This is a genomic window from Kitasatospora sp. NPDC041988 (assembly GCF_055588525.1).
The window spans coordinates 13,750-38,393 of the sequence record NZ_JBVJCO010000056.1; the positions used below are offsets into that span (position 1 = coordinate 13,750).

Sequence of the window (24,644 nt, forward strand, 5' to 3'; positions counted from 1 at the left end):
TCGTGAACCCCCGGATCGCCCCCCGCGTTCCCGCGCCACCGGGATCCGCCCGCGCCCACGCCCCGGCGCACGCAGGTTCTCCGCACAAAAGATGCCAAATCGCTATCGATCGAGCGCCCGCTGGGCACACCGCACTGGGAAGGTGTCAGCCATGCACCTGACCAACAGCTCGTCGCCCATCACCCCGCGTAGCCGGCACCTTCGCCGGCACGTGGCGCTCGCGACCGGTTGTGCCGTGCTGTTCGGCATCCTGGCGGCAGTCGTGCAGACCGGGTGGCACCCGCTCGCCCGGTTCGACCATGCGTGGATCGAGAGCATGCACCGCTACGCCCGGGAGCACACAGCCTGGACCGCCTCGGTGCAGACGCTCTCCGACATCGGCGGCACGATCACCATGCGGACGCTGCTCGGCCTCACCGCGCTCTGGCTCTGGCTAATCGGCGCACGGGTGCTGGCCGGCTGGGTGGTGGCGCAGACCCTGGTCGGCTGGGGCGCGCAGTGGGCGTTGAAGCTCGCCTTCGACCGCCAGCGGCCGTCCTTCACCGACCCGGTCTCGCACGCCGGCGGCCCGGCGTTCCCCTCCGGGCACGCGATGGCCTCCACCATCGCCTGCGCCGTGCTGGCCGGGCTGCTGTGGTCGCAGGCCCGGCGCGGCGGGCGGATCGCCGCCTGCGCCGTCGCCGGGGTGACGGTCCTGACGATCGGCTGGACCAGGATCGCCCTCGGGGTGCACTGGCCGAGCGACGTCCTGGGCGGGTGGCTGGCCGCCGGGTTCGTGCTGGGGGCGGTCACCGTCGTCGTCGAGCTCTGGCGGCCCGGCGCCCTGGCCCGGGACGTCCGGCGGGTCAACTGGCGGACCAGGCCGAGGGTCCAGCGCGTCCTGGTCTCCCCGGCCCGGCCCGCCCCCTACGACCCCGCCTTCGAGGACGCCACCGACCGCCCGGACGGCGCGGTCGGCTAGGGCGGGGCGCCCGGCCGCGCGGTTCGCCGCCACGGTCTGTCGCCGTTTTCCGCCGCCACGGTCTGTCGCCCTTGTCCGCCGCCCGGGGCCCGTGGAGCAGCCCCGGCCCCGCGCCGTCACGCCGTGCGCAGCGCGTCCACGACCGTCATCCGCCCCACCCGGCGCGCCGGGAGGACGGCCGCGGCGAGGCCGGTCAGCACGGTGAGCACCAGGGCCCCGAGCACCAGGAGGACGGGCGGGCCGCCGACCGTGCCCAGGGCCGAGGTGACGGACCGGGCGGCCGCCCAGCCATAGGCCAGGCCCAGGCCGGTGCCGACCAGGGCGCCGGCCAGCGCCAGCAGGACCGCCTCCAGGGTGAGCATCCGGCGCAGCTGCTGCCGGGACATCCCGATCGCCCGCAGCATGCCGATCTCCCGGGAGCGCTCGCTGACGCTCAGCATCAGGGTGGCCGCGACACCGAGCCCGGCGATCACCACCGAGAAGCCGAGCAGGGCCATGCTGATCAGCATCATCCGGTCCAGCAGCGAGCGCAGGCTCTCGGCCTGCGCGGCCGTGTCGGTGACGGTGAGCTGCGGCTGCCCGTGCAGGGCCCGGTCCATCGCCTGGCGGGCGGCGAGCCGGTCCGCCCCGCCGGCGGGGCCGATCCAGACCGTGGTGACGGCCGCCGCCGGGGCTAGCCGGTCCAGGGTGGCCGGGGTGACGAAGAGGACGGCCCCGCTCTGGAGCGTGAACGGCAGCGCGCTGCGGCCGGGCTCGATCCGCAGGGTGGCGGCGGGCGCTCCCGCTCTGCCGGCGACCATGTGCTCACCGTGCGCGCCGAGGCCGTCCGGGCCGTCGTCGCCGAAGCCGCTGAGCGCGGTGCCGCCGGCCAGCGCCCGGGCCCGGTCGGCCCCGTCGGTGGCCGGGCCGAGCAGCGCCGGGTCGGCCGCCGCCACCAGGGTGCTGCGGCCGTCGATCTCCAGCGTGGCCGAGCGGACGGGCGTGACGCCGAGCGTCTGCTCCCGTCCGAGCGCGGTGAGCGCCCCGGCCGGCAGCGGGGCGCCGCCGGAGGCGGTCACCGAGAAGACGCCGGGCTGGCGGGCGGAGACCGCCGGGGCCAGGGAGTTGGAGGTGATCTCCAGCGCGGTGACGGCGCTCACCATCACCGTCACTCCGAGCAGCAGCGCCGACCCGGTGGCGCCGGTGCGGGCCGGGTTGAGCCGCAGCTGCTGGGTGGCGAGCCTGCCCGCCGTCCCGCAGAGCCGCCGCACCGGTACGCCCAGCCCCGCGACGACCGCCGGCAGCAGGCGGTGGCAGAGCCGCAGGACTCCGAAGAAGCTGCTGATCGCGCCCAGGGTGACGGCCAGCAAGGACAGCGGCGGCCCTGCCACCACCCCGGCCACCAGCAGCGCGATGCCCGCCGCCAGGAGCAGCACGGACAGCGCCGCCGCGCGCAGCCCGGCGCCACCGGTGGTGCCGGCGGCGCCCCCGAGCGCCGCGACCGGCGGCACCGCCGAGGCGGCCTTGGCCGGTCCGCGCACGGCGAGCACCGTGAGCAGGACGCCGAACAGCCCGGCCGACGCGCAGGTGAGTGGGGACGGCGTGAGCGAGAGGCGGACCGGCCCGAGGTCGGCGGTACCGGCCAGCACGGTGCCGGCGGCGCAGAGTGCCGTGCCGAGCAACACCCCGGTGGCCGACGCGCCCGCGCCGAGCAGCAGCCCCTGGCGGCGGATCAGCCGCCGGACCTGGGCCCGGTCGGCGCCCACACAGCGCAGCAGGGCGAGCTGCCTCGTCCGCTGGGCGAGGACGACGGAGAAGGTATTGCTGACGACCATGCGGGCCACCGCGAGGGCGATCAGCACGAACGACAGCGCCGCGATCAGCACCACCCCGTAGAGCGTCCTGCTCTGCCTGGTCGCCTCGGCGACGGAGGCGTCGTGGGTGCGGGCCTCGGCCCCGCCGCCGAGGGCCTGCCGCAGCGCCTCGGCGGTCTGCGAGCGCGAGGCGCCGGGGGCGAGGCGCAGGTCGAGCCGGGCGGCGCCGACCCCGGTCGCGTACTGCGCCATGGCGTCGTCCGGCACCGCGACGACCGGCCGCCCAGCGAGGCTGGGCGCACCACGGCCGTCCAGGGTGCCGGCCAGGCGGACGGTGCCGGTGGTGCCGTCGGCCCGGGTCAGCCGGACGTCCGAGTCGGGCCGGGCGTCGACCCGCCGGGCGGTGTCGGCGTCGAGCAGCACCTCGCCGGGGCCGGCCGGCCACCGGCCGTCCTTGAGCAGTTGCCAGCGCATCGCCGGGTCGGCCGCGATGGAGCTGACCACGGTCGGCTCGTCCAGCGGCCGCCCGGAGGAGGTCAGCACCCCGCCCCGGCCGACCAGCCGCGCCGACACCGCGGCCACCCCGGGCACCTGACGCGCCCGGTCGGCCGTCCCGGGCTCCAGCAGGCCCTGCGCCTGCGGCCCGGTCACCTGGACGTCGGCCGGCCCGACCTCGGCGGCGGCGGTCTGGCTGAACGAGTCGACCAAGGCCCCGCTGCCGCTGACCGAGACGATCAGGAAGGCCACCCCCAGTGCGATCGCCGCCCCGGTGAGGACCAGTTGCCGGAACTGCCCGCGCAGCTCGGCCAGGGTGTATCGGTACGTCGTCATCGTCCCTCGGATCAACCGCCTGACCAGCCGTGATGCGCCGTCAGGATCACGATCGAGCCTAGGTCGGCCGGTCCGCGCTCCCGTCAGTACGACGTCGCATCCTTGATCACTCCGAGGTCTGAGCCCTCCCGCCCGCCCCTCCTCCTCCGGAGGTACGCCGCCCCCGACGAAAATGGCCCTGACTTTGTGCACGAGATTCGGCTCCGGTCCAGCTCCCTTGGTGCGCACACTCTCCATGAGTGTCGATCCATTGGATCTCTCACGAGATCCCTGCCGCTCGACCACGAACTGATCAAGCGTCACATGTATGGCCGTGCGGACTTCGAACTCCTGCGAAAACGCGCTCTCCCGGCCTGACCCAGAGCGCGGAGCGCAACCGCACACGCTTGCACGCGCCGAGTGACCGGGCACGTTGGTGTCAGCCGTTGCGTTGTCAGGATCGGGATGAACGCCGCAACGGCGGCAGTGGAGCAACCCGGCAGGCTGGCATCTTCACGTGGGGGCAGGCGATGAACATTTTCTTCTGGGCAGCCGCAGCCGTGCCAACGCTATTACTCGCCGATCAGGCCCTGCTGTGGATGGAGCGGCGCGGCTGGGTCTACTGGCGCAAACGCGAGGCTGAAGTCGGCGCAGGGTCGATGTTCAGCGTGATCAGCGAGATCCAGACCCTCCTCTCCCCGAACCAGCGGCACGTGGCGGAGGAGAAGGAGCGCCGGCTGGTGTTGCGTGACGACGAGGAGTCGGGCGCTCCGCTCGATCGCCGGATCGACCTCGAATCCGGGCTTGTCGTGATGCGCCGGCCGCCGTCGTCGACGGACCGGCACGAGAGCCCTTGAGGCCGGTCTTCGACCCGTTGCCGGTGAAGGGAGTCGAACCGCGATGAGAAGCAGGACCGGCCGGAGCAATCCGGCACGGAGCAATCCGGCACGGACGTGGCACAGGGCGACTGACCACCCCGAAACGACTGAGGCCCAGACCGGAGGGATCGCTCCCTCTGATCTGGGCCTCAGCGCGTCTGCGCTGCTGTGCCCCAGGCAGGATTCGAACCTGCGACACCGGCTTTAGGAGAGCCGTGCTCTATCCCCTGAGCTACTGAGGCGCGCTCGGTGGACAGCGTACCGGATCGGGGATGGGGCGGGCGTTGAGGTTTCCGCGATGCGCGGGTGGCCGGGGAGGCGTGCGCGGCGGGGGGCGGGGGCGGTGCCCCGAGGGGGCAACTGCCGACTGGGTGTCAGAGGACGTCCAGTAGCCTGCGAGGGACTGCCAGCGCCCGTACGATCCCGAAGGCCGCCCGATGAGACCAGCTGCCGCCCCGCACCCGGCTCTCCGCCTGCTCGGGCAGGTCTGGCTGTGGCCGGCGCTGGTCATGCTCGGCGTCGGCGGGTACCGGCTCGGGACGCCCGAGCTGTGGCGGGACGAGGTGTCGACCTGGACCGCCGCGACCCGGCCGCTCGGCGACCTGCTCCGGCTGCTCCAGCACATCGACGCCAGCAACGGTGCCTACTACCTGCTGATGCACGGCTGGACGACGGTGGCCGGCGACTCCGTGATCGCGCTGCGGCTGCCCTCGGTGCTGGCGATGGCCGGCGCGGCGGCGTTCGTGGCGCTCACCGCCCAGCGGCTGTTCGGGGGCCGGGTGGCGGCGGTCAGTGGCGGGCTGCTGTTCGCCGTGGTGCCGCTGATCTCCCGGTACGCCCAGGAGGCCCGCTCGTACGCTCTGGTGACCTTTGCGGTCGCCGCGGCGACCTGGTTCCTGCTGCGCGCGCTGGAGCGGCCGGGGCTGCGGCGCTGGGCGCCGTACTGCGTGGCGATGACGATGGCCGGGGCGGGCCACCTGATCTCGTTCAGCACCCTCGCCGGGCAGGTGGCCGTGGTGCTGCTGCACCTCTGGCAGACCCGTGGCGCGGTGCGGCGGCGGCTGCTCTGGCAGTTCCCGGCGGCGGTGGCCGTGGCGGCGCTGCCGGCGGTTCCGGTGCTGCTGCTGGGCAGCCGGCAGTCCGGGCGGCAGCTGGGCTGGATCGGCACGCCGTCCCTCTACCAGCTGCGGCACTTCGGCGAGCCGCTGTTCGGCTCGGCCGGGGTGTTCCACGCCTTCGTCCTGCTCGCCCTGCTGGTGCTGGTGCTGCCCGGGCGGCGGCTGCCCGCGCTGCAGCTGCTGCTGCTCGCCGTCCTGCCGGTGGTGTCCGTCTGGCTGGTGTCGCACGGCAGCACCTCGTACTTCGTCGACCGGTACCTGCTGTTCACCGTCCCGGCCTGGGCGGCACTGGCCGGCGGCGGGGTCCGGGCGGTGTACACGACGGTGGCTGCGGCGGCCCGGCGCAGCCGGACCCCGGGGCAGGTGCGGGCCGCCGGGGTGCTGGTGGCGGTCGGGCTGCTGGCGGTGCCCGCGCTGGTGGCGCTGCCGAAGCAGTCCTCGGTGCGGGACACGGGCTCGCACTCGTTCTCCCGCGAGCCGTACCGGGCGGCCGCCGAGCTGATCGCCGCCGGCTACCGGCCCGGGGACGGCCTGGCGGCCCCGCTGGGCAACCAGAGCTGGTCGATGGTCGGGCCGGGCGTCTCCTACTACCTGCCGGCGGACGTCCGCCCGTACCCGGTCTTCGTCGAGCAGAGCGCGGAGCAGGCGGAGGACCTCTTTCCCTCCGCCTGTCCGCGGCCGGACGAGTGCGTCGGGCAGGGGCAGCGGATATGGCTGCTGGTGCTCGGGGACACCACCGAGCCGCTGGCCGCCATGCCCGACGACCAGGCGCAGGCGCTCAGGGCGCGGTACGGCGCACCGGGCCGGGTGACCCCGCTCGGCGGCGTGACGCTCGCCGTGCTGGACCGCACCGCCCGCTGACGGCCCCGCGGGGGACTCGCCGCCCCGGATGCGGGTGCGCGGGGGCCGGGTGACCATGGAGCACGGCGATCAGGGCGCCTCCGCCCGCCCCGCCCGTCCACGGCCGCGACAGCCCACAGGAGGACGAGCCCGTGAGCGAGCAGCCGGCCGGGCGGATGGCCCGGCTGAAGGAGCGGTCGGCGGAGCTGGCCCGGTACGCCCGCGGGCTGCCCGAGCACGTACCGCTGGTCGGCCGCACACTGGGCCATCTGCTCCGGGTGAACCTGCTGGACTGCGCCACCCGGCTGGCAGCCCAGGCCTTCCTGAGCGCGCTGCCCGCGCTGTTCGTGGTCTCGGTGTTCGCCCCGGCCTCGCTCCGTGAGGGCATGGCGACCACGCTCCGCAAGGAACTGGGCCTGCAGGGCGCGGCCCAGCAGTCGGTGCAGCAGCTGCTGCAGACCGGCCACGACCAGGAGACCGGCATCGGGGTGGTCGGCGCGCTGGTGACACTGCTGTCGGCGACGGCGCTGAGCCGGGCGATGCAGCGGGTCTGCGAGCGCTGCTGGGAGCTGCCCAAGTCGGGGAGCCGGGTGGCGGCCTGGCGCTGGCTGGTCTGGCTGGTGGTCTGGCTGGCCTACCTGGTGTTCCAGACCCCCGTGCGGGAGGGCTTCGGCCTGGGTGCCTGGCTGGGGATCCCGCTGATCTATCTCCTCTCGACGGCCATCTGGTGGTGGACGCAGCACCTGCTGCTGGTCGGCCGGGTGCGCTGGCTGCCGTTGCTGCCGGGCTCGCTGCTCTGCGCGTTCACGGTGGGCGCTCTGGGCATCGCGGCCCGGATCTACCTGCCCCGGGCGATGTCGCACAGCGTGTCCCAGTTCGGACCGTACGGGGTGGTCTTCACCAGCCTCTCCTGGCTGATCGTGATGTTCGCCGGGTTGACGCTGGCGATCGCGCTGGGCCGGGTGGTGTCCGAGGAGGAGGTGGTGGCCCACTGGCTGGGCACCCGCACCGAGCCGGGCCGCTGGGGCGGTGTCCGGCTCTGACGCCGCGGATCCGCCGGGGAGCGACCGCGGAGCCGCCGGGGCCGCGAGGGAGCCACCGCGCAGGCGCCGGGGGAACCACCGGAAACGCCGACGGAGTGGGAAGTCGGACCGGCCGACTTCCCACTCCGTCGTCTTGAGGCGGGTCGCTCAGAGCAGGCGGGTGATGCGGGAGAGGATGGACGGCGGCGCCAGGTCGGACTTGAGGAGCACCGGGACCTCCGTCCGGTTCTCGCCCGCACCCACGCTCAGCGTGCCGACCTGGGTACCGGCCTTGGCCTGGTGGCCGAGCTTCGCCGGGTCCAGGGTGAGGGTGCCGCTGATGCCGGGGAAACCGGCCGCGGTGAGGTCCTTGCCCGCGACGACCGGGACGGTGCCGCCGAGACCGTTGTCGACCCGGCCGACCACATCGCCCTGCTTGGCCAGGGTCTGCCCCGTCACCCCGTTCTGGGCGGCCTGGATCTGCTTGCCGCTGACCCTCAGCACCGTCGGGAGGATCCCGTCGCCGGGCGCGGGGGAGGTGGCCTGCTGGCCCAGGGTGACGCCGAGGATCAGCCGCTTCACGCCACCGATCTCCTTGTACGCGGCCCACATCAGGCAGCCGCCGGCCGGGGTGCTGGAGCCGGTCTTGACGCCGATGATCCCGTTCTTCGCGTTGATCAGGTTGTTGGTGTTGGGGATCTTCTGCCCGTTGAAGGTGGTGTCCGGGGTCGAGACGATCTGCCGGAAGATCTCGTCCTGCATCGCCTGCTCGGCCAGCTTCAGCTGGTCCTTCGCGGTGCTCTTGGTGTCCGGGCTGAAGCCGGCCGGGTCGGTGTAGATGGTGTTGGCCATGCCGAACTTCGTGGCGGTGTCGTTCATCTTCTTGACGAACGCGTCCTCCGAGCCGACGTCCCAACGCGCCAGCAGCCGGGCCACGTTGTTGGCCGACGGCAGCATCAGCAGCTCCAGCGCCTGGTACTGGGTGAGCTGCTGGCCCTCGGTCAGGGTGACCCGGGACTCGTCGGTGTTGCCGGACTCCTGGGCGGCCTGCTTGTCGATGGTGATCTTCGGGCCGCTCTCCCCCTTCTTCAGCGGGTGCGACTGGAGGATCAGGTAGGCGTTCATGACCTTGGTGACGCTGGCGATCGAGGCCGGCGCCTCCTGGCCGGAGCTGCCGAGGCTGCCGACGCCGACCACCTCGACCGCCGACTGGCCCTTGGCCGGCCAGGCCAGGTCCAGCGGGTCGCCGCCGAAGCTGAAGCTGCCCGAGGCGGTCATCTTCACCTTGGTGTCCGGCAGCGGGCGGAGCAGCTGGGCGACCACGACCGCGCCGAGCACGACGGCGAGGAAGACGGTCCAGATGGTGATCCGCTTGAGCGCGCGGCGCAGCGGCGAGACCGGGCGGGCGTTGAGCGCCGCCAGTACCTCCATCGCCTCGGCCGTCGTCGCCGGTCCGAGCATCGGCTGGGTGAGGCTCATCAGGTCGGGGCCCGGCAGGGGTTCGGTGGCAGCCGCCTCCGGGCGCGATGCCTCCGGGCGCGACTTCTCCGGGGCGGGCAGCGGATCGGGGGCGGGCAGCGGCTCCGGCTTCGGCAGCGGCGGGGCCGGCGGCATCGGCTGCGGGTCCGGGGTGGGGAGCGGCTCGGGCGCGGGGGCCGGCTCCGGCTTCGGGCCCGGCGCGGGCTTCGGCAGCGGCTTCGGCGTCGGCTCCGGCTCGGGGAGGGGCGCCGGCTCCGGGTGCGGCTCGGGCACCGGGGGGGGGGGGGGGGGGGGGGGGGAGAGGGGGGGGGGGGGGGGGGGGGGGGGGGCTGGTGTTCTTTTTTGTTTTCTGGGCCGGCTGGGTGGTTCGCCCCCCCCCCCCCCGCCCCCCGCCCCGGCACCCCGCCACCCACCCGGCCCGGCCGCTGGCCGCCGTCTGGGCTTGTCGCCGTGAGGGCCGCCGCCGGCCGGGGTGGTTGGGCCTGGTGTGTCCGGGAGGATTGCTTCGTGACCACGCTTCTTCCGCCCCCGGGGCCCGACCGGCACCGGGCCGTCGTTCGCGAGGTGGCTCTTTTGTGGGCCGCGCATCATCCCGGGCCGTTTCCCGAGGTGCCGTTCGACGACAGGCACGATCTGGCGTACCTGGATTTCAACGTGGCTGGCTGTGTCGTGACCTACCTCACGAACGGTGGTATCCCCGGCCCGGGCCACCGCGGCATCCTCCGGGACTGCCTCCCGGAGCTTCACGAGGCTGTCGCTCTGCTGGCGCGCTCGGCGGAGTATCGCGAAGGCCTCAGTGCCTTCCGGGGCCTGCTTGCGATGGCCGAGCTGATCCTCGCCGACGGGGCCTGAGCCGGCCGTCGCCGGGGCCCGCCTGCTGCTTTTGGCCGCCCCCGGGCGGGCGCCCCCGGAGAGGCCGTCCCACCTCTCCGTGGCTGCTGTCCGGGCCGCGCCCCCAGGTGCTGCCGGCAGGGGCCTGGCGGGCCCTGGCTTGGCTGTCGCGTCCTGTTGTCGCGTGGGGGTGTCGCACCGGGTGCTGTCGTGTGTGGTGACGTGCGCGGACGGGCCGTGCGGCGGCCGATTCCGGTCGCCCGGGAGGGTGCTGGGACATCGCTGTCCCACCTGCGTCCTACCTGTTTCTCAGGCCGCCGGGGGTATGTCCGTTTCGCTGGGACGGTCTCAGGCTGTTTCCCCTGGTGGCGGTGGATGCGCCGCACTGGCTGGGACAGCTGGGACAGCACCGCTGGCCGCCGGACTGACCTGTCTCAGCGAAGTTTGGCGAGTCTCATCGAAGTTTGACTGGCGTGGGTCTGTCTCATCGAAGTTTGACCATCGGGGTGGAGCGGGTTGTCCTGGCCGAGTACGGACGTCATCATCGCGGGATGGCTGAGGAGACGGTTGTTGAGAAGACCTGGCGGCGGATGCTGGAGGGGCATCCCATGGCGCGACGGGGGAGCCCGCGGTCATAGAGGCCGCCTACGCCGAACCGCGGTTGCGGGCCCTGTTCCCTTTTCCGGGCCACGGGGCCCTCAAATTCCACAGGAACACCCAGTTCCCGTGGAGCGGCGACGTTGCCGTTCATCGCGAGCGGCACGCAGTCGTACACGGTGTACGCGCCGCGGTACTCGGGCGTCTTGGGCGAGGTGCTCACGCCGCAGGAGGCGGCCGCGTTGGTAGTGGCCCACCTGCCCCACGACTGCGGGCCGGCTTTCGAGGGGCCGTGGCCCCCACCGGAAATCTCCACCGACTGAACCAGCCGCAGAGCTGCGGTGCTGGTCAAACTTCGCTGAGACTGCTCAAACTTCGCTGAGCCGGGTCACGGGCCGTTGCCGTCCCGTCTCGGGCAGTTTGGTCCCCGTCTCAAGTGATCTGGTCCGATTCGCTTGTCGTCTCAGATGATCTGGTCTGGGCCGGCGGCGCCTGTCTGTCCCCGAGGCAGAGCCTGGTCGTCAGCGACGCTGCGGACTGGCATCAAGCTCTGCAACGGTGGGCTTCTGGCCCGGCTGTTCCGCCACTTCGCCAGGGCTGACCAGGACAGCTACTGGGGATCGGCCCGGGCGATACTTTCACCCATGATTGTCAGATGCTTGGAGATCATCCATCCCGACGGCGATTACCCCGTCGCAGAGTTTGATGGGATCCGGGTGGGCGGTGTCTACCCGGTGTTGGAGATGGTCACAGACGACGACCAGTGCTACATCCGTGTGCTCGGCCCCGACTCACCCGACCCCGGACTGGAATGGGACCCCGTCTCCTTCGAGACAGTGGACACCCGGATACCGCCCGGCTGGACCCTCGCCATCGCCGGCGGCCGCACCCGCCTCGCGGATGCCCGCTGGCAGCGTCCCGGCTTCTGGACCGACTACTACCGCGGCGACCCGCAGGCCCGGGCCGACTACGACCACGTGAAGAGCGAACTCCTCGCAGCCGCCCCACCGCACGAGAACTGACCCCCGCGCCCGGGTGCTCTCTCCCGTATCCGAACCGTCAGGTCAGCAGCCCGACGGTCAGCGCGAAGAAGCCGGGAGAGCTCTCCAATCGCGGGGTGCCCGGGCCTGCCAGCGGCGGACCAGATCAACTGAGACGGCGGCAGACATCCGCACTGGAGAGACCAGGCCAACTGAGATGACCTGCTCCCCGGCGTCTCAACTCATCTGGTCGCCGCAGGTCATGGCCATGGGCACGGACCAGATCAGTTGCGGCGGGACAGTTGCCCTCTGCCACGAAACCTTGACCCTTTTGCCAAGAGATCTTGACCGATCGGAAGGGAGCCGGCAGGTCAGGTGTAGACGTTGCGGCCGTACTCCTCGCGGCTCACCTGGAAGGCGTCCGGCCGGTCGCGGCGGAGCTCCTCGTACCGCAGCGCGAAGACGTCGAGCGCCTCGTGGAGCGTGCAGCCGGACGCGTCCATGATCGCCTTGAGCCCAAGGATGATCCGGTGGTCCAGGATGTGGCGATCCACGCTCTCGGGCAGGTCTTCCATGAGAGGACCGTATCGACAAGCGTTCGACCGCACCGGTCAATATCGCCCTGGAAAACGGTCAAGATCACCTGTCAAAGGACAACCGTCAGGCCGCCACCCGGCCCCGGTCGGGGTCTGCCCGTTGTGCCGAGCCACGGTTCCTGGCCGCTATCCCGCCCGCCAGGGCCGCAACGCGGTGCGACGCGGGCCGTGTGTTGCGGTTCTGACCTGGGCTTTTGCTCCTCCGGGGGCGTGTGGCCGTGGCGGGGAGCCGTGTTGCGCCTCGGTGGGCCGGCGCCTGGCCCGTCGTTCTGCGGGGCAGCGGGCTCCGGGCTCCGGGCTGCTGCCGAGGCCCACCAGCTGCGCCGAGCTCCTGTTTCTGGCCGCTGCCAGGGGCCCCGCCGCGCCCCGCCGCGCCCCGCCGTGCCCGCTCGGCCGGCCTGTCCGCCGCCCGGCCCGTACCGGGGCCCGCAAATCGCGCTCTGACGTCCCGTTGGCCTGTGTTCCCCGGGCTGCTCCGGATTTCACCGTCCGAACCCCGAGTCCTTGCCGGGGCCTGATTTTGTCGGGTCATATGAGAGCCACTGCTTCGGTGTGAACGGGAGCCGGGTGTAGACCGTTCGTGGCGGTGGTGTACTCGCCCGGGGCGGGTGCTCTTCGGTGAGTTCGGGGGCCACTTCGGCGGGAATGGGAGCCACTGATCGGGTGACCGGGCGGGTCTGGGTGGAGTGTCCGAAAAGACCGGGTCAGCGTCGTCGATAACGTGTGGTCGCGGGCCCGGGTTGCCTCCCTGACAAGTCGTGGCCAGGGCCCGCCCCACACGAAACGAGAGCACTGCGACAGCATGCCGTGATCGAGCCCGTTGGGTTCCTCGGCGTGCCTGACGCACTGGTCCAGCTGGCTGTCGCGTGGCGTACCCGGCCGTCCCCCGTCTTCAGCACCGCTGTAGCGTTGTCCGCAGACGATCAGGGGGGTTCAGTGACGAGGTCCTTGCATTTCAGCTGGGAACTGAGCGGCTCCGGCTGGGCGACGTGCAGGATCTGGGACGGCTCGACGAAGCACCGGGAGAGCGTCAGCTATTGTACAAACGCGCTCGCCGACTTGTTGAAAGGCGTGACGGGCCTTTACGGCCCCCATGGCATCCAGCGGTTCTCGTTCGACCTTGAACCGGCAGAGGCGCGGTGGATTCTTCGTCGCCGAAACAGTGACGTGCACATCACGATCCGTCGCTTCCCGGACATGTCGACCAGCTTCGACGCGCCGGACGGCAAGGGCACCCTCGTGTGGACGTCCACACGTCCTCGTACCTCCCTGGCGCATGCGGTCCTGATGGCTGCCGAGAACGTGCGGCGAACCCACGGCGAGGACGGCTACCTCCAGAAGTGGCAGCTGCACGCCTTCCCCACCACCGAACTGGAAACCCTTCGGCACCTGCACCTGGCAGCGGATGACTGCACTCTCCAGCACTGAACCAACGGCACCTCACGGCGCAAACAAAAGCTGAGCCAGAACCGCTTCTTATGCTCAGAGCCGGCCATCGGTGGGGGCCAGTCCTTCGTGCTGCCTGGCGGGTTGTCAGCTCTGAGCGGTGAGGAGGGATTCCTGGGTGGCCTGGTAGCGGTAGGACTCGGTGCCGGTCTGGATCAGCGTGCAGCGGAAGGTGATCCGGTCGGCGATGGCCGCGCAGAGGCGGGCGTCGCCGAAGGTCTTGTCCCACTCGGTGAACGGCGAGTTCGTGGCGACCGCGGTGGCCTTGCGCTCCTCGCGCTCGGTGAAGATCTGGAACAACAGCTTGGCGCCCTTGCGGTCCAGGATGAGGTAGCCGAACTCGTCCAGACACAAAAGATCGATCTTGCTGTAGCGGGCGATCACCGAGGACAGGCGGCGGTTCGCGTCAGCCTCGGCGAGCTCGTTCACCAGCGCCGACGTGGTGGTGTAGCGCACCGACAGGCCGGTCTCGGCAATCGCGGTGCCGATGCCGATCAGCAGGTGGGACTTGCCGGTGCCGGAGTCGCCGATCAGCACCAGCGGCCGGCCCTCGCGCACCCAGGTCGGGGACTTCAGGTCCGCGACGACCTCTGGGGTGACGTTCGGGTTCTTCGAGAAGTCGAAGTCCTCCAGCCGCTTGGGCCGCGGGAAGCGGGCCAGCCGCAGCAGCCGCTGCTGGCGGCGGAGGTCGCGGTCGGTCAGCTCGGCCTGCAGCATGTCCAGCAGGAACTGCTTGTAGGTGGCCTGGTCGCGCCGGGCGCCGGCGGCCAGGTCGATGAACCGCTCGCGGAAGGCCGGCAGGCGAAGCTCGCGACATGCCTCGTCGATGAGCATGTCCTCCGGATCTCCGGGCAGCGACAGTCGGCGGCCGGGGACCTTACCGCCGATGTCCGGCTCGTCGTCCTGGTCCGTGACGGTGATGGTCGGGTTCATGCGCCGTGGCCTTTCTGGGCTTGGCTGTCGCGGCCGACGACCGGGCTGAGCAGCCGGTCGTACTTGCTCATGTCGGGCAACCCCTGGCGCGGGTCGGGCGGCAGGCGGCGCGCGTGCAGGGAGATCACCCGGGCCCCGCCGCCCGTGGCCGCCGGGCCGTCCTCGGTCTCCTCTTCGGCGTCGGCCAGCAACTCGGCGTCGTCGGCGTCGGTGCCCTCCATCGCCTTGCGGGCCTCGATGGCGACCAGGTCGGTGGAGACCGACCCGATCCGCAGGCAGGTCTCCATCGCCGCAACCAGCGCCTCGGCGGGCAGCTGGCGGTGCAGCAGCAGCACCTCGATCAGCATCCGGGTGCCCTCGCGGTCGCCGGCCTTCTTCTTCGCCGCCGCCCAGAACGCCTCATGGACCTTGGTGAAGCCGCCCTCCGCGCGGGCCTGCGCGAGCGCCGAGGCCCCCGCGAACGCGCCCGGCTTGACCAGCAGGATCTCCAGGTAGTGGTCCAGGAAGTCGTGGTAGGTGTAGCGGCGCGTCAGGCGCGGGTGGCGGGCGACGACCTTGCGTCCTCGAACACCCACAACTCGTTCGCCCGCAGCTTGACGCGGACCTTCGCGCCGATGAACTTCGCCGGCACCGAGTAGTAGCACTGCCGCACCGTGATCCGGGAGTTGCGCGCGACCACCGGCGTCAGGTCGATCCCGCAGTCGTAGTCGTCCGCCGGCAGCGGCCGCAGCCGCTCGCGCTCGGCCTCGAAGTCGAACCCGATCGAGGCCGGGCGGCCGTGGATGTGCCGGGCGTCCTCCGCGATGTCGATCGCGGCCAGGCGCTCGTTCAGCTCCGCCAGCGACTCCACCGCGGGCGGCGGGACCAGGTGCTTGCGGCGAAAGCGTCCGCCCTCGTGCTCCACCCCGCCCTTCTCGTGCGCACCGTCCTCGCCCGGCGCGCAGTAGAACGCCGAGAACTGGATCTTCCGTGGGTTCGCGATTTCTGAAGGTTGCGATGCACGAATCCGAGGCCGTAGTCGGCAGGGTCAACAAATAAGCACCGGGGTTGGCCGAAAGCCTCGGCCGCGAGGGAGGTACTGAACTTGATCTGATGGTGTTGGCGTCGGTGTGCGGTACGCGCAGGGCGCGAGGCTGACCGACCAGGCATCCTGAATCGCCTCACGGGAAACCCCGTCGACCGCGCGGGCGAGGCTGTCTAGGCTGCACTGCGTGATCCCCGCACTGTGCGTTCGCCGACTCTTCCACACCGTGGAGGAGTACGAGGGTATGGACGTCTTCCTCGCCGTAGTAGATCCGTGGCTGGACGAGCACGCCGATGCCGTCCGGGAGGCCCTCGCGCCGCTGGCCGCCTTCGGCGGATGGACACGGACCGAGTACGAGTTCGGCGATCCCCTGGAGACGGCGTACGCGCTCAGCCGCGTCAGCGACGCCCTGATCTACAAGTTCCAGCCGCTGCTGCCTCCGGGTTCTGAGATCCCCTGGGCGCACGACATCCACGAGCCTGAGCGCTGGCCGCATGTCACCCGTGACCAGTACCTGGCTGCCTTCTCCCGGCTCGGCATGGCACCGATTGGCGACGTCGCCTTCGAACCGTTCTTCCACGAGGTCGTTCACGTCGCGCAGCACGAGCTCCCGGAGGCGCCGGTTGAGATCAACGGGACGGTCTGGCCGGGCCTGATGTTCGGGGAGATGCTGTTCAGCCGCACCGGTGTGACAGTGCGTGCCGGCGCCCAGCACCTGGTCGCGGGAATCGCGGACCGGTCACCGCTCCATGACGTATTCATGCGCCGTTACCGGGAGACGTTCGACGGGTCGCTGGCCTGGGGCCACAACTCGCAGTGGAAAACCGACTTCCGCCGCGACTACCTCACCGATACCGCCTTCCGCTTCAACGTCGACGAGGAGCCCGACTCAGACCAGGACATCCTCGGCAAACCGTGGAGGCTGACTCCGGCCGAGCGATCGGACCTGGTGCGGCACCGCTGCTTGACCCGTCCCCTCCAGAATCCGGATGCCCGGCAAAGCGCCAGCCCGGGCGGGCGGCTCACCGTCTCGCGGACCTGATCAAGTCCGAGGTCAGGCCGCTCCGTGCCGACGTCTCATCTCCGCCCTCTGGCATCTGCCTACTTTGTCCCCGAGCCGATGCCGTTTCGGCCGCCGATGCTGCGACGGCCTGGGTGTAACGCAGGCTGCTCTTGCCGCCCAGGGCGAAGACATGGGCGAGGTGGAGGGGGTCGGCGCCTGTAGCGGCGGCCTCTTCGAGGATGCGGTCCTGTCGCAGCCGGTCGAGGGCGACGGGCAGCGGCTGGACGAGCCGGTCCAGCCAGAACGTGCCGACCGGCGCGGTGGTGGTGGCCGTGTTGCGGGTGATCAGCAGGTGGGGGTTGGTGCTGTTGGGCCAGCGTTCGTGCCGGTAGGCGAGGTAGTCGCTGATTGCTTCGGCCGTGTATTCGTCCAGTGGGCGGTTCCAGCCGTCCGGGTCCAGGCGACGGCCTGCCAGGTCGACCTGGTCTCGCAGAAGGGCGCGGATGAGGTGGGGGCGCATCGCGTGGATGCCCGCGAGCGCGACGACCGTCCGCAGGACGAGGTCTTGGCGGGCCGCGCCGGCGATGGCTGCCACCTCCTGTTCGGTGAGCGGGACGGGTATCGAGGTGTGCGGCCTTCCCGCGGTCACCCTGCGCATCGGGTTGGCGAAGACCAGCTTCTCCTTCTTCAGGACGCCGAACAGGCTGCGTAGGGCGCTGGCCTCCTGCACTCGGTTCGGCCGGTTGGAGAGCCAGGTGGTGACGTCGTCGCGGGTGACCTGACGCAGTGTGGTGCAGGCCGCCGTCCGCTCGAGCAGGAACGGTCGGACCAGCCCGAGCTGGGTGATGACCGTGGACCGGGCGCGGGGGCTCCGGCGCCGATTGCCGTTGCGCAGGATCGAGACCCAGGCGTCGACTTCCGCCCGGATCCCGTCTGCGAGGAAGCTCAGGCGCTCGTCGCACCAGAGCTGCACGGAGTCGGGCCGGTCGTCCACCAGCAAGTCCAGGTCCTCGAAGACCTCCAGGACGTGGTTGGAGGGGATCGCGGTATGGGTGAGCTGGGCAATGGTGGACGCCCGGACCGGCTCGCCGACCTCGTGGATCGCGCAGAGGATGCGTATGCCCCGGCGGACGGATCCGAGCGTGCGCGGCGGCCAGCCCCTCAGCTCCGCGATCCGCGCGGCCCGCGCCTCCAGGAAGTCGGCCAGCTCCGGATCCAGCAGCGGCGCCCGGCTGCTGACCCCGCGCAGGTCGCGCGCCATCTCGAACAGCGGCAGCTGTACCCAGCGCTGGCGGACGCGGTGCAGCCACCGTTCCGGCGAACCGGCGGCGGTGTTATGCGGGCCGGGCGGTCGGCCGCCACGCGGACGCAGGGTGCCGATGATGAACAGTTGGTGGCCGGTGCGAGCGGCGACCGTCAGGTCGACGCGCGCGTGGTTGTCCCGCCCGGCGATCAGACCGGCCTGTCGACGGCAGAGCCGGCAGATGCCCGCCTGGACGGCCACTTCGCGGCCGCAGACCTCGCAGCGGTGACCGGTGGCGTTGGTGACGAACCCCCAGCACGCCTTGCAACGGGGCCGGTCGAGCCACCCCCAGCCGAAGCAGTCTCGGCAGCTGCGGGCCCGCCAGGGACGCGGCCGGACCAGGGCACTCACAGTGGCGGCCCGGACCGACCCGGGCGACGCTGCATGACGACCGGGCTTCCGCCGACGACCTTGCGTTCGGCCTGCTCCGCGGAAGGCAGACGAAGTTCGATCGGCTCGGGAACGAGCAGGTCAGCGGGCGTGCACTGCAGCACCGCGCAGATCACGTCCAGGTCGTCGAGGCGCACGGTCAGCGGGCGGCCGGACCACAGATGCGACATCTTGCCCGCCAAGATGACCAGCCCGGCGTCGGCGAGCATGCGCTGCAGCTCGGACGCCTTCCAGATGTCGCGCTGGGCAGCGATCATCCGCAGGTTCCACTTCACGTTGTCCTCCCGAACCGCGCGGCGGCCCGCTGGCCGGCGCGGACCCATGCGTCCTCGACGTGGGACTGCTCGACATGCACGTAGATCATGGTCGTGTTGAGCCACTCGTGACCGAGGATCTCCTGGATGGCGACGACATCCATGCCGTTGCGGTAGAGATCCGAGGCCGCGAAGTGTCGCAGCAGATGCGGCGTCAACTGGCCTGTTTGGCACGGAAGATGCGCTGCGACTTCCTCGGCGAGCCCGGTCCGGAGCGCGTCGTCGGTGACCGCCCGGCTGGAGCCGTCGCCGTAACGGCGCTCGGAGGGGAACAACGGGCCTGCAGGGTCCTCGACCCGGTCGTCGAACTCCCAGCGCGGGCGGGTCACCCACCACTCCAGAAGATCGCGCGACCCGTTGATCAGCGGGACCAGGCGCTCCTTCTTCCCTCGGCCGACACTTCCCTTGCCCTTGAGCAGGACCTTGCCGAACTGGCCCAAGTCCCAGCGGACGTCGCCGATCCGCAGCAGGCACAACTCCGATATTCGCGGGCCGATCAGGCTGGTCAGCCGGGCGGCGGTGTAGTTTCGCGCGGCCGGAGCGTACTTGCGCGCGACTTCCATGTCCGCCCGCCAGCCGGAGAACAGCTTGGCGGTCTCCTCCGCCGAGAGCGGGATGCGCACTCGCGAGGCGGTGCCACCGCGCGGCCGGTTGACCTCGTCGAGCGGCGACTCGACCACCATGCCGGTAGCCGCGTGGATCGTCGCCTTGTGCCGAAGCTCCAGGAACTCGAAGTAGATGGCGAACGCCGCAGCCTGGCGGACCTTTGTGCCCTGCGCCGAAGCGCGACGGTGTCGCCCGAAGTACCGGTCCAGGTCCTGTGCCTGCATCTCCCACAACGGTCGGCCGAACCACTCCCGCAGCCCCAGAACCGCGCCGACGTCCGCGCGTACCGTCCCGTCCAGCACTCCGGCGGAGGCACGGGCGAGCACGACGACGGTGAAGTCCGGGTCCTCCACGGGTCTCCTCCCGGGCGGTCGGTGTGGTGCCGTACGCGCAGTCAATCGCTTGAAGGGTTGGGGGCTCAAGGGGATATCGGCCCGTGAGGCCGCCCCACCCCGCGCTCCCCGGCCTGCGTCCCGTCGCCCGCCCGCTGTTCCTCGCCCGTCCGGCTTCTACCGCCGCCCTTGAGGGGGACCTGGCCGTGCTGTTCCGGCTCGCCTCTTCCGTCGCCCCGGCCCTGGGGCCCGCCCCATTGCTGCTCCCGTTTCGGGGGGAGCGCGCCCGCCGGCGCTTCCAGGACGGCAGCTCCAGCACGGGGGCAGAGCAACGACCAGGCGGAGCACGTCTCGGGGGAGTGCCGGCATCGCGGGGCCCCTAGGCCGCCCGGCCTCACCACCACCCGCCTTCGGCACCCGCCTCCACCATCCGCCCTGGCACCCACCCCGCCCCGCAGCCGGCCTGCCCGGGGGCCGCAGGCCACTACCATCGCCCCGCACCGGCTACCCGGCCGGGTGCCACAGGACGGGACCCGCACCCGCTCACCGCAGGGCCGTCAGGCCCCAGTACCCTCAGCCACCCACCGGGCCCGGCCGCCAGGCCGGCCCCTTCGCCGCGGCCGTCAGGCCGCCCGCCTTCGAGGACCAGGTGGTGGTGCCCGGCTGCGCCCCGACTCTCGCCCGCATTCCCTTCCCGATCGTGTGGTGCCTGGTCTCCGTGCTGCCCAGTGCTCCGCAACGCGCCGGAGGGCGGTCGGCCCTGTCGTCGCGTCCGCCGGCCAGGACTGTGCTCGATCACGGCCTGGTGGCCAGCCAGATGGTCACGGCCGCGGTGGCGGTGAGTCCGGCGTTGAGTGCGATCCGGCGGTCTCCACCGGTCAGATGGAGGGCGATCGCGCCGGTCTGCAGGAGTACGAAGCCGATGGCCGCGGTCGGCGCCAGCCAGGGAGCGATGCCGGTCAGCGGCGGCAGGATCAGGCCGGTCGCGCCGAGTATTTCGACCGTCCCCAGGGCCCTGAGGGCGGGCAGGGGTATGCGGTCGACCCAGGCCATCATCGGCCGGAGTTGATCGCGGCTGCGGATGACCTTCAGTGTGCCTGCGTAGGAGTAGAAGAGCGCGAGCAGTCCTGCGGTGATCCAGTAGGCGATGTTCATGGTTTCCGTTCATGGGCCACCGGTTCACGGGGACCCGTCGATTGCGTCGATTGCCGGAAGAGCCCTGGTGAAGGCCCGGTCCGTCGTCCGAGGGGTTCGAACGCCCAAAGGCGGCGGCGCCACCGCCCTGCCGGTCGGAAGGAGGTGGCCGAGCCGTGTTGTGTCGCCGGCTTCAGGCGAGGTCGGTGGCGGGCTCGGTCGCGTAGCGGGTCATCGTGTCGATGTTGGCCTGTGGCGTCAGCGGCCGGCCGCCGGCGAGCGCCTCCTGGAGGTCCCGGAAGTACTGCACATACAGGTCGGGGGTGAAGGTGCTGAGCATGACGGCGGGTTGGTCGCTCAGGTTGGCGAAGGTGTGCGGGGTGCCGGGCGCAACCACCACGAGCGTGCCCGTGGTGGCGTCGTGGTCCTCGTCCCCGACGGTGAACCGCACGGTGCCGGAGAGGATGTAGAAGCCCTCGTCATGTCGGGCATGGCGGTGCTGAGGCGGTCCCTGGGTGTGCGGGGCGAGGACGGACTCGGCGATCGCGAGGCGGTGCCCGGTGTGGCTGCCGTCCTCCAACACGCGCATGCGTGTGGTGCCCAGAACGATCGTCTCGCCGTCGCCGGGACCCACCACCGATACGGCGGGGTCGATCTGCGGCTGACTGGTCTTCGCTTCTTCGGTCATGCATACGAGTGCACCGCCGGGGGCCTGCCGGTGTCCAAGACCCATCCCGCGGCGCCGATACCTCGTGGGTATCTTTGCAGCGTGGAGCTACGGACCTTGCGCTACTTCGTGGCGGTCGCCGAGGAACTTCACTTCGGCCGGGCCGCCACCCGACTGCACATGAGTCAGCCGCCGCTGAGCCGGGCGATCAAGCAGTTGGAGGCCGATGTCGGGGCCCTGCTGTTCGCCCGCTCGCCCACCGGCGTCACGCTCACTCCGGTGGGCGCGGTGCTGCTCGACGAGGCGCGGGCCCTGCTCGACCATGCCGACCGCGTCCGTGTACGCGTGAGCGCGGCAGCCGGCATCGCGACCATCTCCATCGGCATCCTGGGCGACGGCACCGACCCGGGAGTGTCCAGGCTGGCCGCCGCCTACCGCCGAACCCACCCCGGCATCGACATCCGCATCCGTGACACCGATCTGACCGACCCGACATGCGGGCTGCGCGCCGGACTGGTCGACGTCGCCCTGACCCGGGCGCCGTTCGACGAGACCGCCCTGACGGTGCGTGCGCTGCGGACCGATCCGGTCGGCGTGGTCCTGCGGGCCGACGATCCGCTGGCCCGCCGAGACGGGCTGCGGCTGGCCGAGCTGAGCGACCGTCGCTGGTTCCAGTTCCCGCCGGGTACCGACCCCCTCTGGCAGTCCTACTGGAACGGCGGCAGGCCGCGCGAGGGCCCAGTGGTGCGCGCCGTCCAGGAATGCCTACAGGCCGTACTGTGGAACGGCACGGTCGGCCTGGCCCCGCTCGGACACGACCTGCCCGCGGAGTTGACCGTGGTGCCGCTGACCGACATGGTGCCGAGCCGAGTGGTGGCGGTGTGGAACGAAGGTGACACCAATCCGCTGATCCGATCCTTCATCGAGATCGCAACAGCCGCCTACAGTCACTGAGCACCAGCGACCGGTGCTGCCGCAGCTCGTGAACAATGCGCGGCGGCCCCGGGGCCGCCTCCCGAGGTGGTGAACACGTGCCATGGCGGCCGGTGCCGGCGCCTCGACGAGGGGCTGCGATGCGAAGGCCCAGTGGATCCGGGTGGGAGGCTGTCGGCGGACGGAGCCGTACCGCGAGTCGGCTTTCCAGGCGGACGCGGGCGACACGGTGACGATCGAGCCCCCGCAGGCGCACCGCCGGGGCCGCCAAGCCGGATCCCGTTCCCACCACCGCGGCCGCTGTCCTGGTCCGTCGTTCTCGGTGGCCTGGGTCGGGTCCTTGTGCTGTACCGCCGCCGTCGCTGCGACTGTGCCGTCGTGTGCTTGCTGACACGGGCCGGGTCGGGCCGGGATGCCATGGGGCATCACGAGTCCGCTTCGGCGGTCCGTGGTGCCGGAAGGTGGGCGGGCGAGAAGGCGCGTCAAAGGGGGGCAGGCACCGGTTTCGCCGGCGGTACCGGCCCGGGGTGAGGGTGCCGGACCGGCGGACGATGCACCGCTCGGACAGGCGGTCAACCCCGCGACGAGAACCGGGTTCGACCAGGTCCGGAACATGGGGACGGCCGCCACCCCACGGCGTGAGGGGTGGCGGCCGGACCGGGGAAGGACGGTGGTGTTCGTCTACGGAAAGGTAGCGGTCAGCGGGCCGGGGTGATGGTCGGGTTCTCGTTGGGGCAGCTTGCGCCGAGGTCACGCAGGACGTCTTTCTCGGTGGTGTCGACGCTCTGGCCCCGGCAGGTCTCGGATACGGTCCAGCGGTTGACGTGGTCGTACTTCTCGGTCTCGACCGGGCGCCATTCGGCGATGTCCTTGTCGGATTTCTGCCTGTTCGAGCGGGCGGTGACGGCGACCACCGTGAGCCGGTGGAACGGTGCCCGAAGTGGCGGGCTTGAGGCATTGGTCCGAGGTCCGGTTCCGGGTCGGGGTCGTCGGCCGCTGCTCGACGGTCCACGCCGCCCGGCACCGGAGCGCGGATCGATTTCCGGTCAGCCGGTGTGGGTGAACTCGTCGACCGCAACGGCGGGAGACAGGTAGCCGTTCACCCGTACCCGGACGTCGATGGTCTTGGGCTGGAGGGGATCCGGCACCGGCACCGTCGCCCTGATCTGGGTCGGCGAGACCCCCGTGACGGTTGCGGTGCGGCTGCCGAAGTACACGGTGGGCGTGGTGCCGAAACCCACGCCGTTGATGGTGACGGTGTTTCCGAGCTTCCCGCTGTCCGGGACGATGCCGGTGACCACCACGGGCTCCGGGCCGCCGTAGGCGAACTGCCCGAACGGCACGGCCGGGGAGGTGCCCAGGGCGTTGGTGACCCGGACATCGACGACACCGACCCCGTCGGGCGCGATCGCGGTGATCTGGGTGTCACCGACGACGTTGGGCGGCACGCACGGGACGGTACCGAAGTCGACCATGCTCTCCGAGTCGAAGCCGCTGCCGGTGATGGTGATCAGGGCGCCCGGGGCACCGACGCGGGGGCTGATGCTGTCCACCACCGGCGCGGGAGCCGGTACGGGGGAATTCAGCAGCTTCAGGTAGGTCGGGTTGGAGTGCTGGAAGGCGACCTGGGCCAGGAAGTCCTGGGTCGTGCTCTTGAGCACCCTGGGGTCGTAGGCCTTGTAGTCCGCGTTCAGCGGGGAGGAGGTGGTGGCCGGCTGGATGTACGCGTTGGTCCCGCTGAGACCCTTGATCACCGTGAGGAGATCCTTGACGGCCGGGGGCGCGACCGGACCGGGGGAGGGGTACCACTGTTTGGCGGTGTCGAGACTGGCCCAGGCCAGCGGCACGAGGTCGTACTTGTTGACGTAGCCCTGGTACAGGGCCCACTTCACGGAGTTGAAGCGGTCGGCGAAGTCCTTCAGACCGGCGGTGGGGGCGGCGAAGGTGCTCACGGCGAACTGCGGCGAGTCGTTCCAGGTCTGGGCCTGCAGGTACAGCGCGAGCATGGTCGCGATGCAGCCGCCCAGGCTGTGACCGACCACGTAGACCGTCGCCCCCGGGGCGGGCTTGAGCAGGGAGGTGAGCGCCTCCACGAGGCCGGCACCGGCCGCCGAGGACTCGTCGGTCATGGCGACGACCTGGGTGAACGCCGTCATGGCCCCCTTCGAGACGGAGACCGGCGACGGCCCGCCGACCGTGAACGGGACCACCGTGCCGACGTCGAGGTCCTCGATCGTGTCGATCGCGTTGCCGACCGTCCCGCGCACGACCACGGCGAACTGGCTCGACGGACCCTTCGCGATGTACGCCATGTTGGCGTTGTCCGGGCTCAGCCCGAGCCAGGCCAGCTCCCAGTTGCCCTGCGTCGCCAGGGTCTTGTCGGAGAGCTGCTGGACGATGCCGTTGGAGATGCGCTGCTTCTGCACCGCCAGGGTCTCCCCGGACGGACGCGGGGCCGCCCCGGTCGCCGCGATCGCGGCCAGGGTCATGGTCACACCGGGCGGCAGCGCGCTCAGGTCTTCCGTCATGATCACTCCTCGGGTGTTCTGCTCGGTCGTCGAACGTGCCAGATAGGTCGTATCCAATGTATTTTCTGGTGTGAACACCTGAGTGCATATCGGCTCCGCGGCTTCCCGGTGTCGACCGGCAGCCGG

The 24,644-nt window shown here is 71.4% G+C and carries 22 protein-coding genes, 1 tRNA gene and 1 pseudogene; 10 read left to right on the top strand and 14 right to left on the bottom strand.

Features of this window, described 5'->3' with window-relative positions:
• Positions 1-151 precede the first annotated feature (151 nt).
• Complete coding sequence (locus ACZ6NC_RS36375; RefSeq protein WP_465738159.1) at positions 152-961, top strand: phosphatase PAP2 family protein; 810 nt, start codon at positions 152-154, stop codon at positions 959-961.
• 116 nt (positions 962-1,077) lie between these two features.
• Here the strand turns inward: ACZ6NC_RS36375 and ACZ6NC_RS36380 are convergent, their stop codons facing one another.
• A complete protein-coding gene (locus ACZ6NC_RS36380) occupies positions 1,078-3,585 on the bottom strand; it encodes an FtsX-like permease family protein (protein ID WP_465738160.1) in 2,508 nt (835 codons plus the stop codon).
• 509 nt (positions 3,586-4,094) lie between these two features.
• Between ACZ6NC_RS36380 and ACZ6NC_RS36385 the strand changes: the two genes are divergently transcribed.
• Positions 4,095-4,421: a DUF6191 domain-containing protein gene (locus ACZ6NC_RS36385; protein WP_465738161.1), complete on the top strand. Its 327-nt coding sequence runs from the start codon at positions 4,095-4,097 to the stop codon at positions 4,419-4,421.
• A gap of 190 nt (positions 4,422-4,611) precedes the next feature.
• On the opposite strand, the gene ACZ6NC_RS36390 is transcribed toward ACZ6NC_RS36385, so the two are convergent.
• Positions 4,612-4,684 (bottom strand) — tRNA-Arg (locus ACZ6NC_RS36390).
• Positions 4,685-4,879: 195 nt separating this feature from the next.
• On the opposite strand from ACZ6NC_RS36390, the gene ACZ6NC_RS36395 reads away from it, so the two are divergent.
• The gene (locus ACZ6NC_RS36395; RefSeq protein ID WP_465738162.1) at positions 4,880-6,421 is read left to right on the top strand and encodes a glycosyltransferase family 39 protein; all 1,542 of its coding nucleotides are present in this window, start codon (positions 4,880-4,882) and stop codon (positions 6,419-6,421) included.
• Positions 6,422-6,552: 131 nt separating this feature from the next.
• Positions 6,553-7,443 carry a YhjD/YihY/BrkB family envelope integrity protein gene (locus ACZ6NC_RS36400; RefSeq protein WP_465738163.1) on the top strand — a complete coding sequence of 297 codons (891 nt, stop codon included), beginning with the start codon at positions 6,553-6,555 and terminating at the stop codon, positions 7,441-7,443.
• Positions 7,444-7,590: 147 nt separating this feature from the next.
• On the opposite strand, the gene ACZ6NC_RS36405 is transcribed toward ACZ6NC_RS36400, so the two are convergent.
• The gene (locus ACZ6NC_RS36405; RefSeq protein ID WP_465738164.1) at positions 7,591-9,174 is read right to left on the bottom strand and encodes a D-alanyl-D-alanine carboxypeptidase; all 1,584 of its coding nucleotides are present in this window, start codon (positions 9,172-9,174) and stop codon (positions 7,591-7,593) included.
• Positions 9,175-9,408: 234 nt separating this feature from the next.
• Between ACZ6NC_RS36405 and ACZ6NC_RS36410 the strand changes: the two genes are divergently transcribed.
• From ACZ6NC_RS36410 to ACZ6NC_RS36420, 3 genes and pseudogenes are all read left to right on the top strand, one after another.
• Positions 9,409-9,753, top strand: a complete 345-nt coding sequence (locus ACZ6NC_RS36410; RefSeq protein WP_465738165.1) for a hypothetical protein — start codon at positions 9,409-9,411, stop codon at positions 9,751-9,753.
• A gap of 640 nt (positions 9,754-10,393) precedes the next feature.
• A pseudogene (locus ACZ6NC_RS36415) lies at positions 10,394-10,652 on the top strand (DUF6193 family natural product biosynthesis protein).
• A gap of 420 nt (positions 10,653-11,072) precedes the next feature.
• Positions 11,073-11,351: a hypothetical protein gene (locus ACZ6NC_RS36420; protein WP_465738166.1), complete on the top strand. Its 279-nt coding sequence runs from the start codon at positions 11,073-11,075 to the stop codon at positions 11,349-11,351.
• A 329-nt stretch (positions 11,352-11,680) separates the two neighbouring features.
• Here ACZ6NC_RS36420 and ACZ6NC_RS36425 read toward each other — a convergent pair whose 3' ends face one another.
• Positions 11,681-11,884 (bottom strand): hypothetical protein, encoded by a 204-nt coding sequence (locus tag ACZ6NC_RS36425; protein WP_465738167.1) that lies wholly within the window; start codon positions 11,882-11,884, stop codon positions 11,681-11,683.
• 828 nt (positions 11,885-12,712) lie between these two features.
• Between ACZ6NC_RS36425 and ACZ6NC_RS36430 the strand changes: the two genes are divergently transcribed.
• A complete protein-coding gene (locus tag ACZ6NC_RS36430; protein ID WP_465738168.1) occupies positions 12,713-13,333 on the top strand; it encodes a hypothetical protein in 621 nt (206 codons plus the stop codon).
• A 105-nt stretch (positions 13,334-13,438) separates the two neighbouring features.
• Here ACZ6NC_RS36430 and istB read toward each other — a convergent pair whose 3' ends face one another.
• From istB to ACZ6NC_RS36445, 3 genes are all read right to left on the bottom strand, one after another.
• Complete coding sequence (gene istB, locus ACZ6NC_RS36435; RefSeq protein ID WP_465738208.1) at positions 13,439-14,185, bottom strand: IS21-like element helper ATPase IstB; 747 nt, start codon at positions 14,183-14,185, stop codon at positions 13,439-13,441.
• 95 nt (positions 14,186-14,280) lie between these two features.
• Positions 14,281-14,859 carry a hypothetical protein gene (locus tag ACZ6NC_RS36440; protein WP_465738169.1) on the bottom strand — a complete coding sequence of 193 codons (579 nt, stop codon included), beginning with the start codon at positions 14,857-14,859 and terminating at the stop codon, positions 14,281-14,283.
• Positions 14,814-15,188 (bottom strand): Mu transposase domain-containing protein, encoded by a 375-nt coding sequence (locus ACZ6NC_RS36445; protein ID WP_465738170.1) that lies wholly within the window; start codon positions 15,186-15,188, stop codon positions 14,814-14,816. Before ACZ6NC_RS36445 ends, ACZ6NC_RS36440 begins: the two co-directional genes overlap by 46 nt.
• Before the next feature lie 364 nt (positions 15,189-15,552).
• Here ACZ6NC_RS36445 and ACZ6NC_RS36450 point away from each other — a divergent pair, with 364 nt between their 5' ends.
• The gene (locus tag ACZ6NC_RS36450) at positions 15,553-16,350 is read left to right on the top strand and encodes a hypothetical protein (protein ID WP_465738171.1); all 798 of its coding nucleotides are present in this window, start codon (positions 15,553-15,555) and stop codon (positions 16,348-16,350) included.
• On the opposite strand, the gene ACZ6NC_RS36455 is transcribed toward ACZ6NC_RS36450, so the two are convergent.
• The 5 genes from ACZ6NC_RS36455 to ACZ6NC_RS36475 form a co-directional block, all read right to left on the bottom strand.
• Positions 16,331-17,965 carry a hypothetical protein gene (locus tag ACZ6NC_RS36455; RefSeq protein ID WP_465738172.1) on the bottom strand — a complete coding sequence of 545 codons (1,635 nt, stop codon included), beginning with the start codon at positions 17,963-17,965 and terminating at the stop codon, positions 16,331-16,333. The two genes, ACZ6NC_RS36450 and ACZ6NC_RS36455, sit on opposite strands and share 20 nt — an antisense overlap.
• The gene (locus ACZ6NC_RS36460; RefSeq protein ID WP_465738173.1) at positions 17,962-18,279 is read right to left on the bottom strand and encodes a helix-turn-helix domain-containing protein; all 318 of its coding nucleotides are present in this window, start codon (positions 18,277-18,279) and stop codon (positions 17,962-17,964) included. Before ACZ6NC_RS36460 ends, ACZ6NC_RS36455 begins: the two co-directional genes overlap by 4 nt.
• A complete protein-coding gene (locus ACZ6NC_RS36465) occupies positions 18,276-19,277 on the bottom strand; it encodes a tyrosine-type recombinase/integrase (protein ID WP_465738174.1) in 1,002 nt (333 codons plus the stop codon). The genes ACZ6NC_RS36460 and ACZ6NC_RS36465 overlap by 4 nt, the downstream gene beginning before the upstream one ends.
• 774 nt (positions 19,278-20,051) lie before the next feature.
• Positions 20,052-20,411, bottom strand: coding sequence for a DoxX family protein (locus ACZ6NC_RS36470; protein WP_465738175.1), 360 nt, complete (start codon positions 20,409-20,411; stop codon positions 20,052-20,054).
• A gap of 172 nt (positions 20,412-20,583) precedes the next feature.
• Positions 20,584-21,078 (bottom strand): cupin domain-containing protein, encoded by a 495-nt coding sequence (locus ACZ6NC_RS36475; RefSeq protein ID WP_465738176.1) that lies wholly within the window; start codon positions 21,076-21,078, stop codon positions 20,584-20,586.
• An 81-nt stretch (positions 21,079-21,159) separates the two neighbouring features.
• On the opposite strand from ACZ6NC_RS36475, the gene ACZ6NC_RS36480 reads away from it, so the two are divergent.
• Positions 21,160-22,011, top strand: a complete 852-nt coding sequence (locus ACZ6NC_RS36480) for a LysR family transcriptional regulator (protein ID WP_465738177.1) — start codon at positions 21,160-21,162, stop codon at positions 22,009-22,011.
• A 677-nt stretch (positions 22,012-22,688) separates the two neighbouring features.
• On the opposite strand, the gene ACZ6NC_RS36485 is transcribed toward ACZ6NC_RS36480, so the two are convergent.
• Together ACZ6NC_RS36485 and ACZ6NC_RS36490 are read right to left on the bottom strand one after the other, a co-directional pair.
• Positions 22,689-22,904 carry a hypothetical protein gene (locus tag ACZ6NC_RS36485; RefSeq protein ID WP_465738178.1) on the bottom strand — a complete coding sequence of 72 codons (216 nt, stop codon included), beginning with the start codon at positions 22,902-22,904 and terminating at the stop codon, positions 22,689-22,691.
• A gap of 132 nt (positions 22,905-23,036) precedes the next feature.
• Positions 23,037-24,518 (bottom strand): IPT/TIG domain-containing protein, encoded by a 1,482-nt coding sequence (locus tag ACZ6NC_RS36490; protein ID WP_465738179.1) that lies wholly within the window; start codon positions 24,516-24,518, stop codon positions 23,037-23,039.
• Between the last annotated feature and the right edge of the window lie 126 nt (positions 24,519-24,644).

Excerpts from the sequence above, each read along its gene's own strand:
- ACZ6NC_RS36395 (WP_465738162.1), top strand. The coding sequence starts at position 4,880 with ATGAGACCAGCTGCCGCCCCGCACCCGGCTCTCCGCCTGCTCGGGCAG.
- ACZ6NC_RS36425 (WP_465738167.1), bottom strand. The coding sequence starts at position 11,884 with ATGGAAGACCTGCCCGAGAGCGTGGATCGCCACATCCTGGACCACCGG.
- ACZ6NC_RS36450 (WP_465738171.1), top strand. The coding sequence starts at position 15,553 with ATGGACGTCTTCCTCGCCGTAGTAGATCCGTGGCTGGACGAGCACGCC.
- ACZ6NC_RS36470 (WP_465738175.1), bottom strand. The coding sequence starts at position 20,411 with ATGAACATCGCCTACTGGATCACCGCAGGACTGCTCGCGCTCTTCTAC.
- ACZ6NC_RS36475 (WP_465738176.1), bottom strand. The coding sequence starts at position 21,078 with ATGACCGAAGAAGCGAAGACCAGTCAGCCGCAGATCGACCCCGCCGTA.
- istB (WP_465738208.1), bottom strand. The coding sequence starts at position 14,185 with ATGCTCATCGACGAGGCATGTCGCGAGCTTCGCCTGCCGGCCTTCCGC.
- ACZ6NC_RS36375 (WP_465738159.1), top strand. The coding sequence starts at position 152 with ATGCACCTGACCAACAGCTCGTCGCCCATCACCCCGCGTAGCCGGCAC.
- ACZ6NC_RS36385 (WP_465738161.1), top strand. The coding sequence starts at position 4,095 with ATGAACATTTTCTTCTGGGCAGCCGCAGCCGTGCCAACGCTATTACTC.
- ACZ6NC_RS36490 (WP_465738179.1), bottom strand. The coding sequence starts at position 24,518 with ATGACGGAAGACCTGAGCGCGCTGCCGCCCGGTGTGACCATGACCCTG.
- ACZ6NC_RS36380 (WP_465738160.1), bottom strand. The coding sequence starts at position 3,585 with ATGACGACGTACCGATACACCCTGGCCGAGCTGCGCGGGCAGTTCCGG.
- ACZ6NC_RS36420 (WP_465738166.1), top strand. The coding sequence starts at position 11,073 with ATGGTCACAGACGACGACCAGTGCTACATCCGTGTGCTCGGCCCCGAC.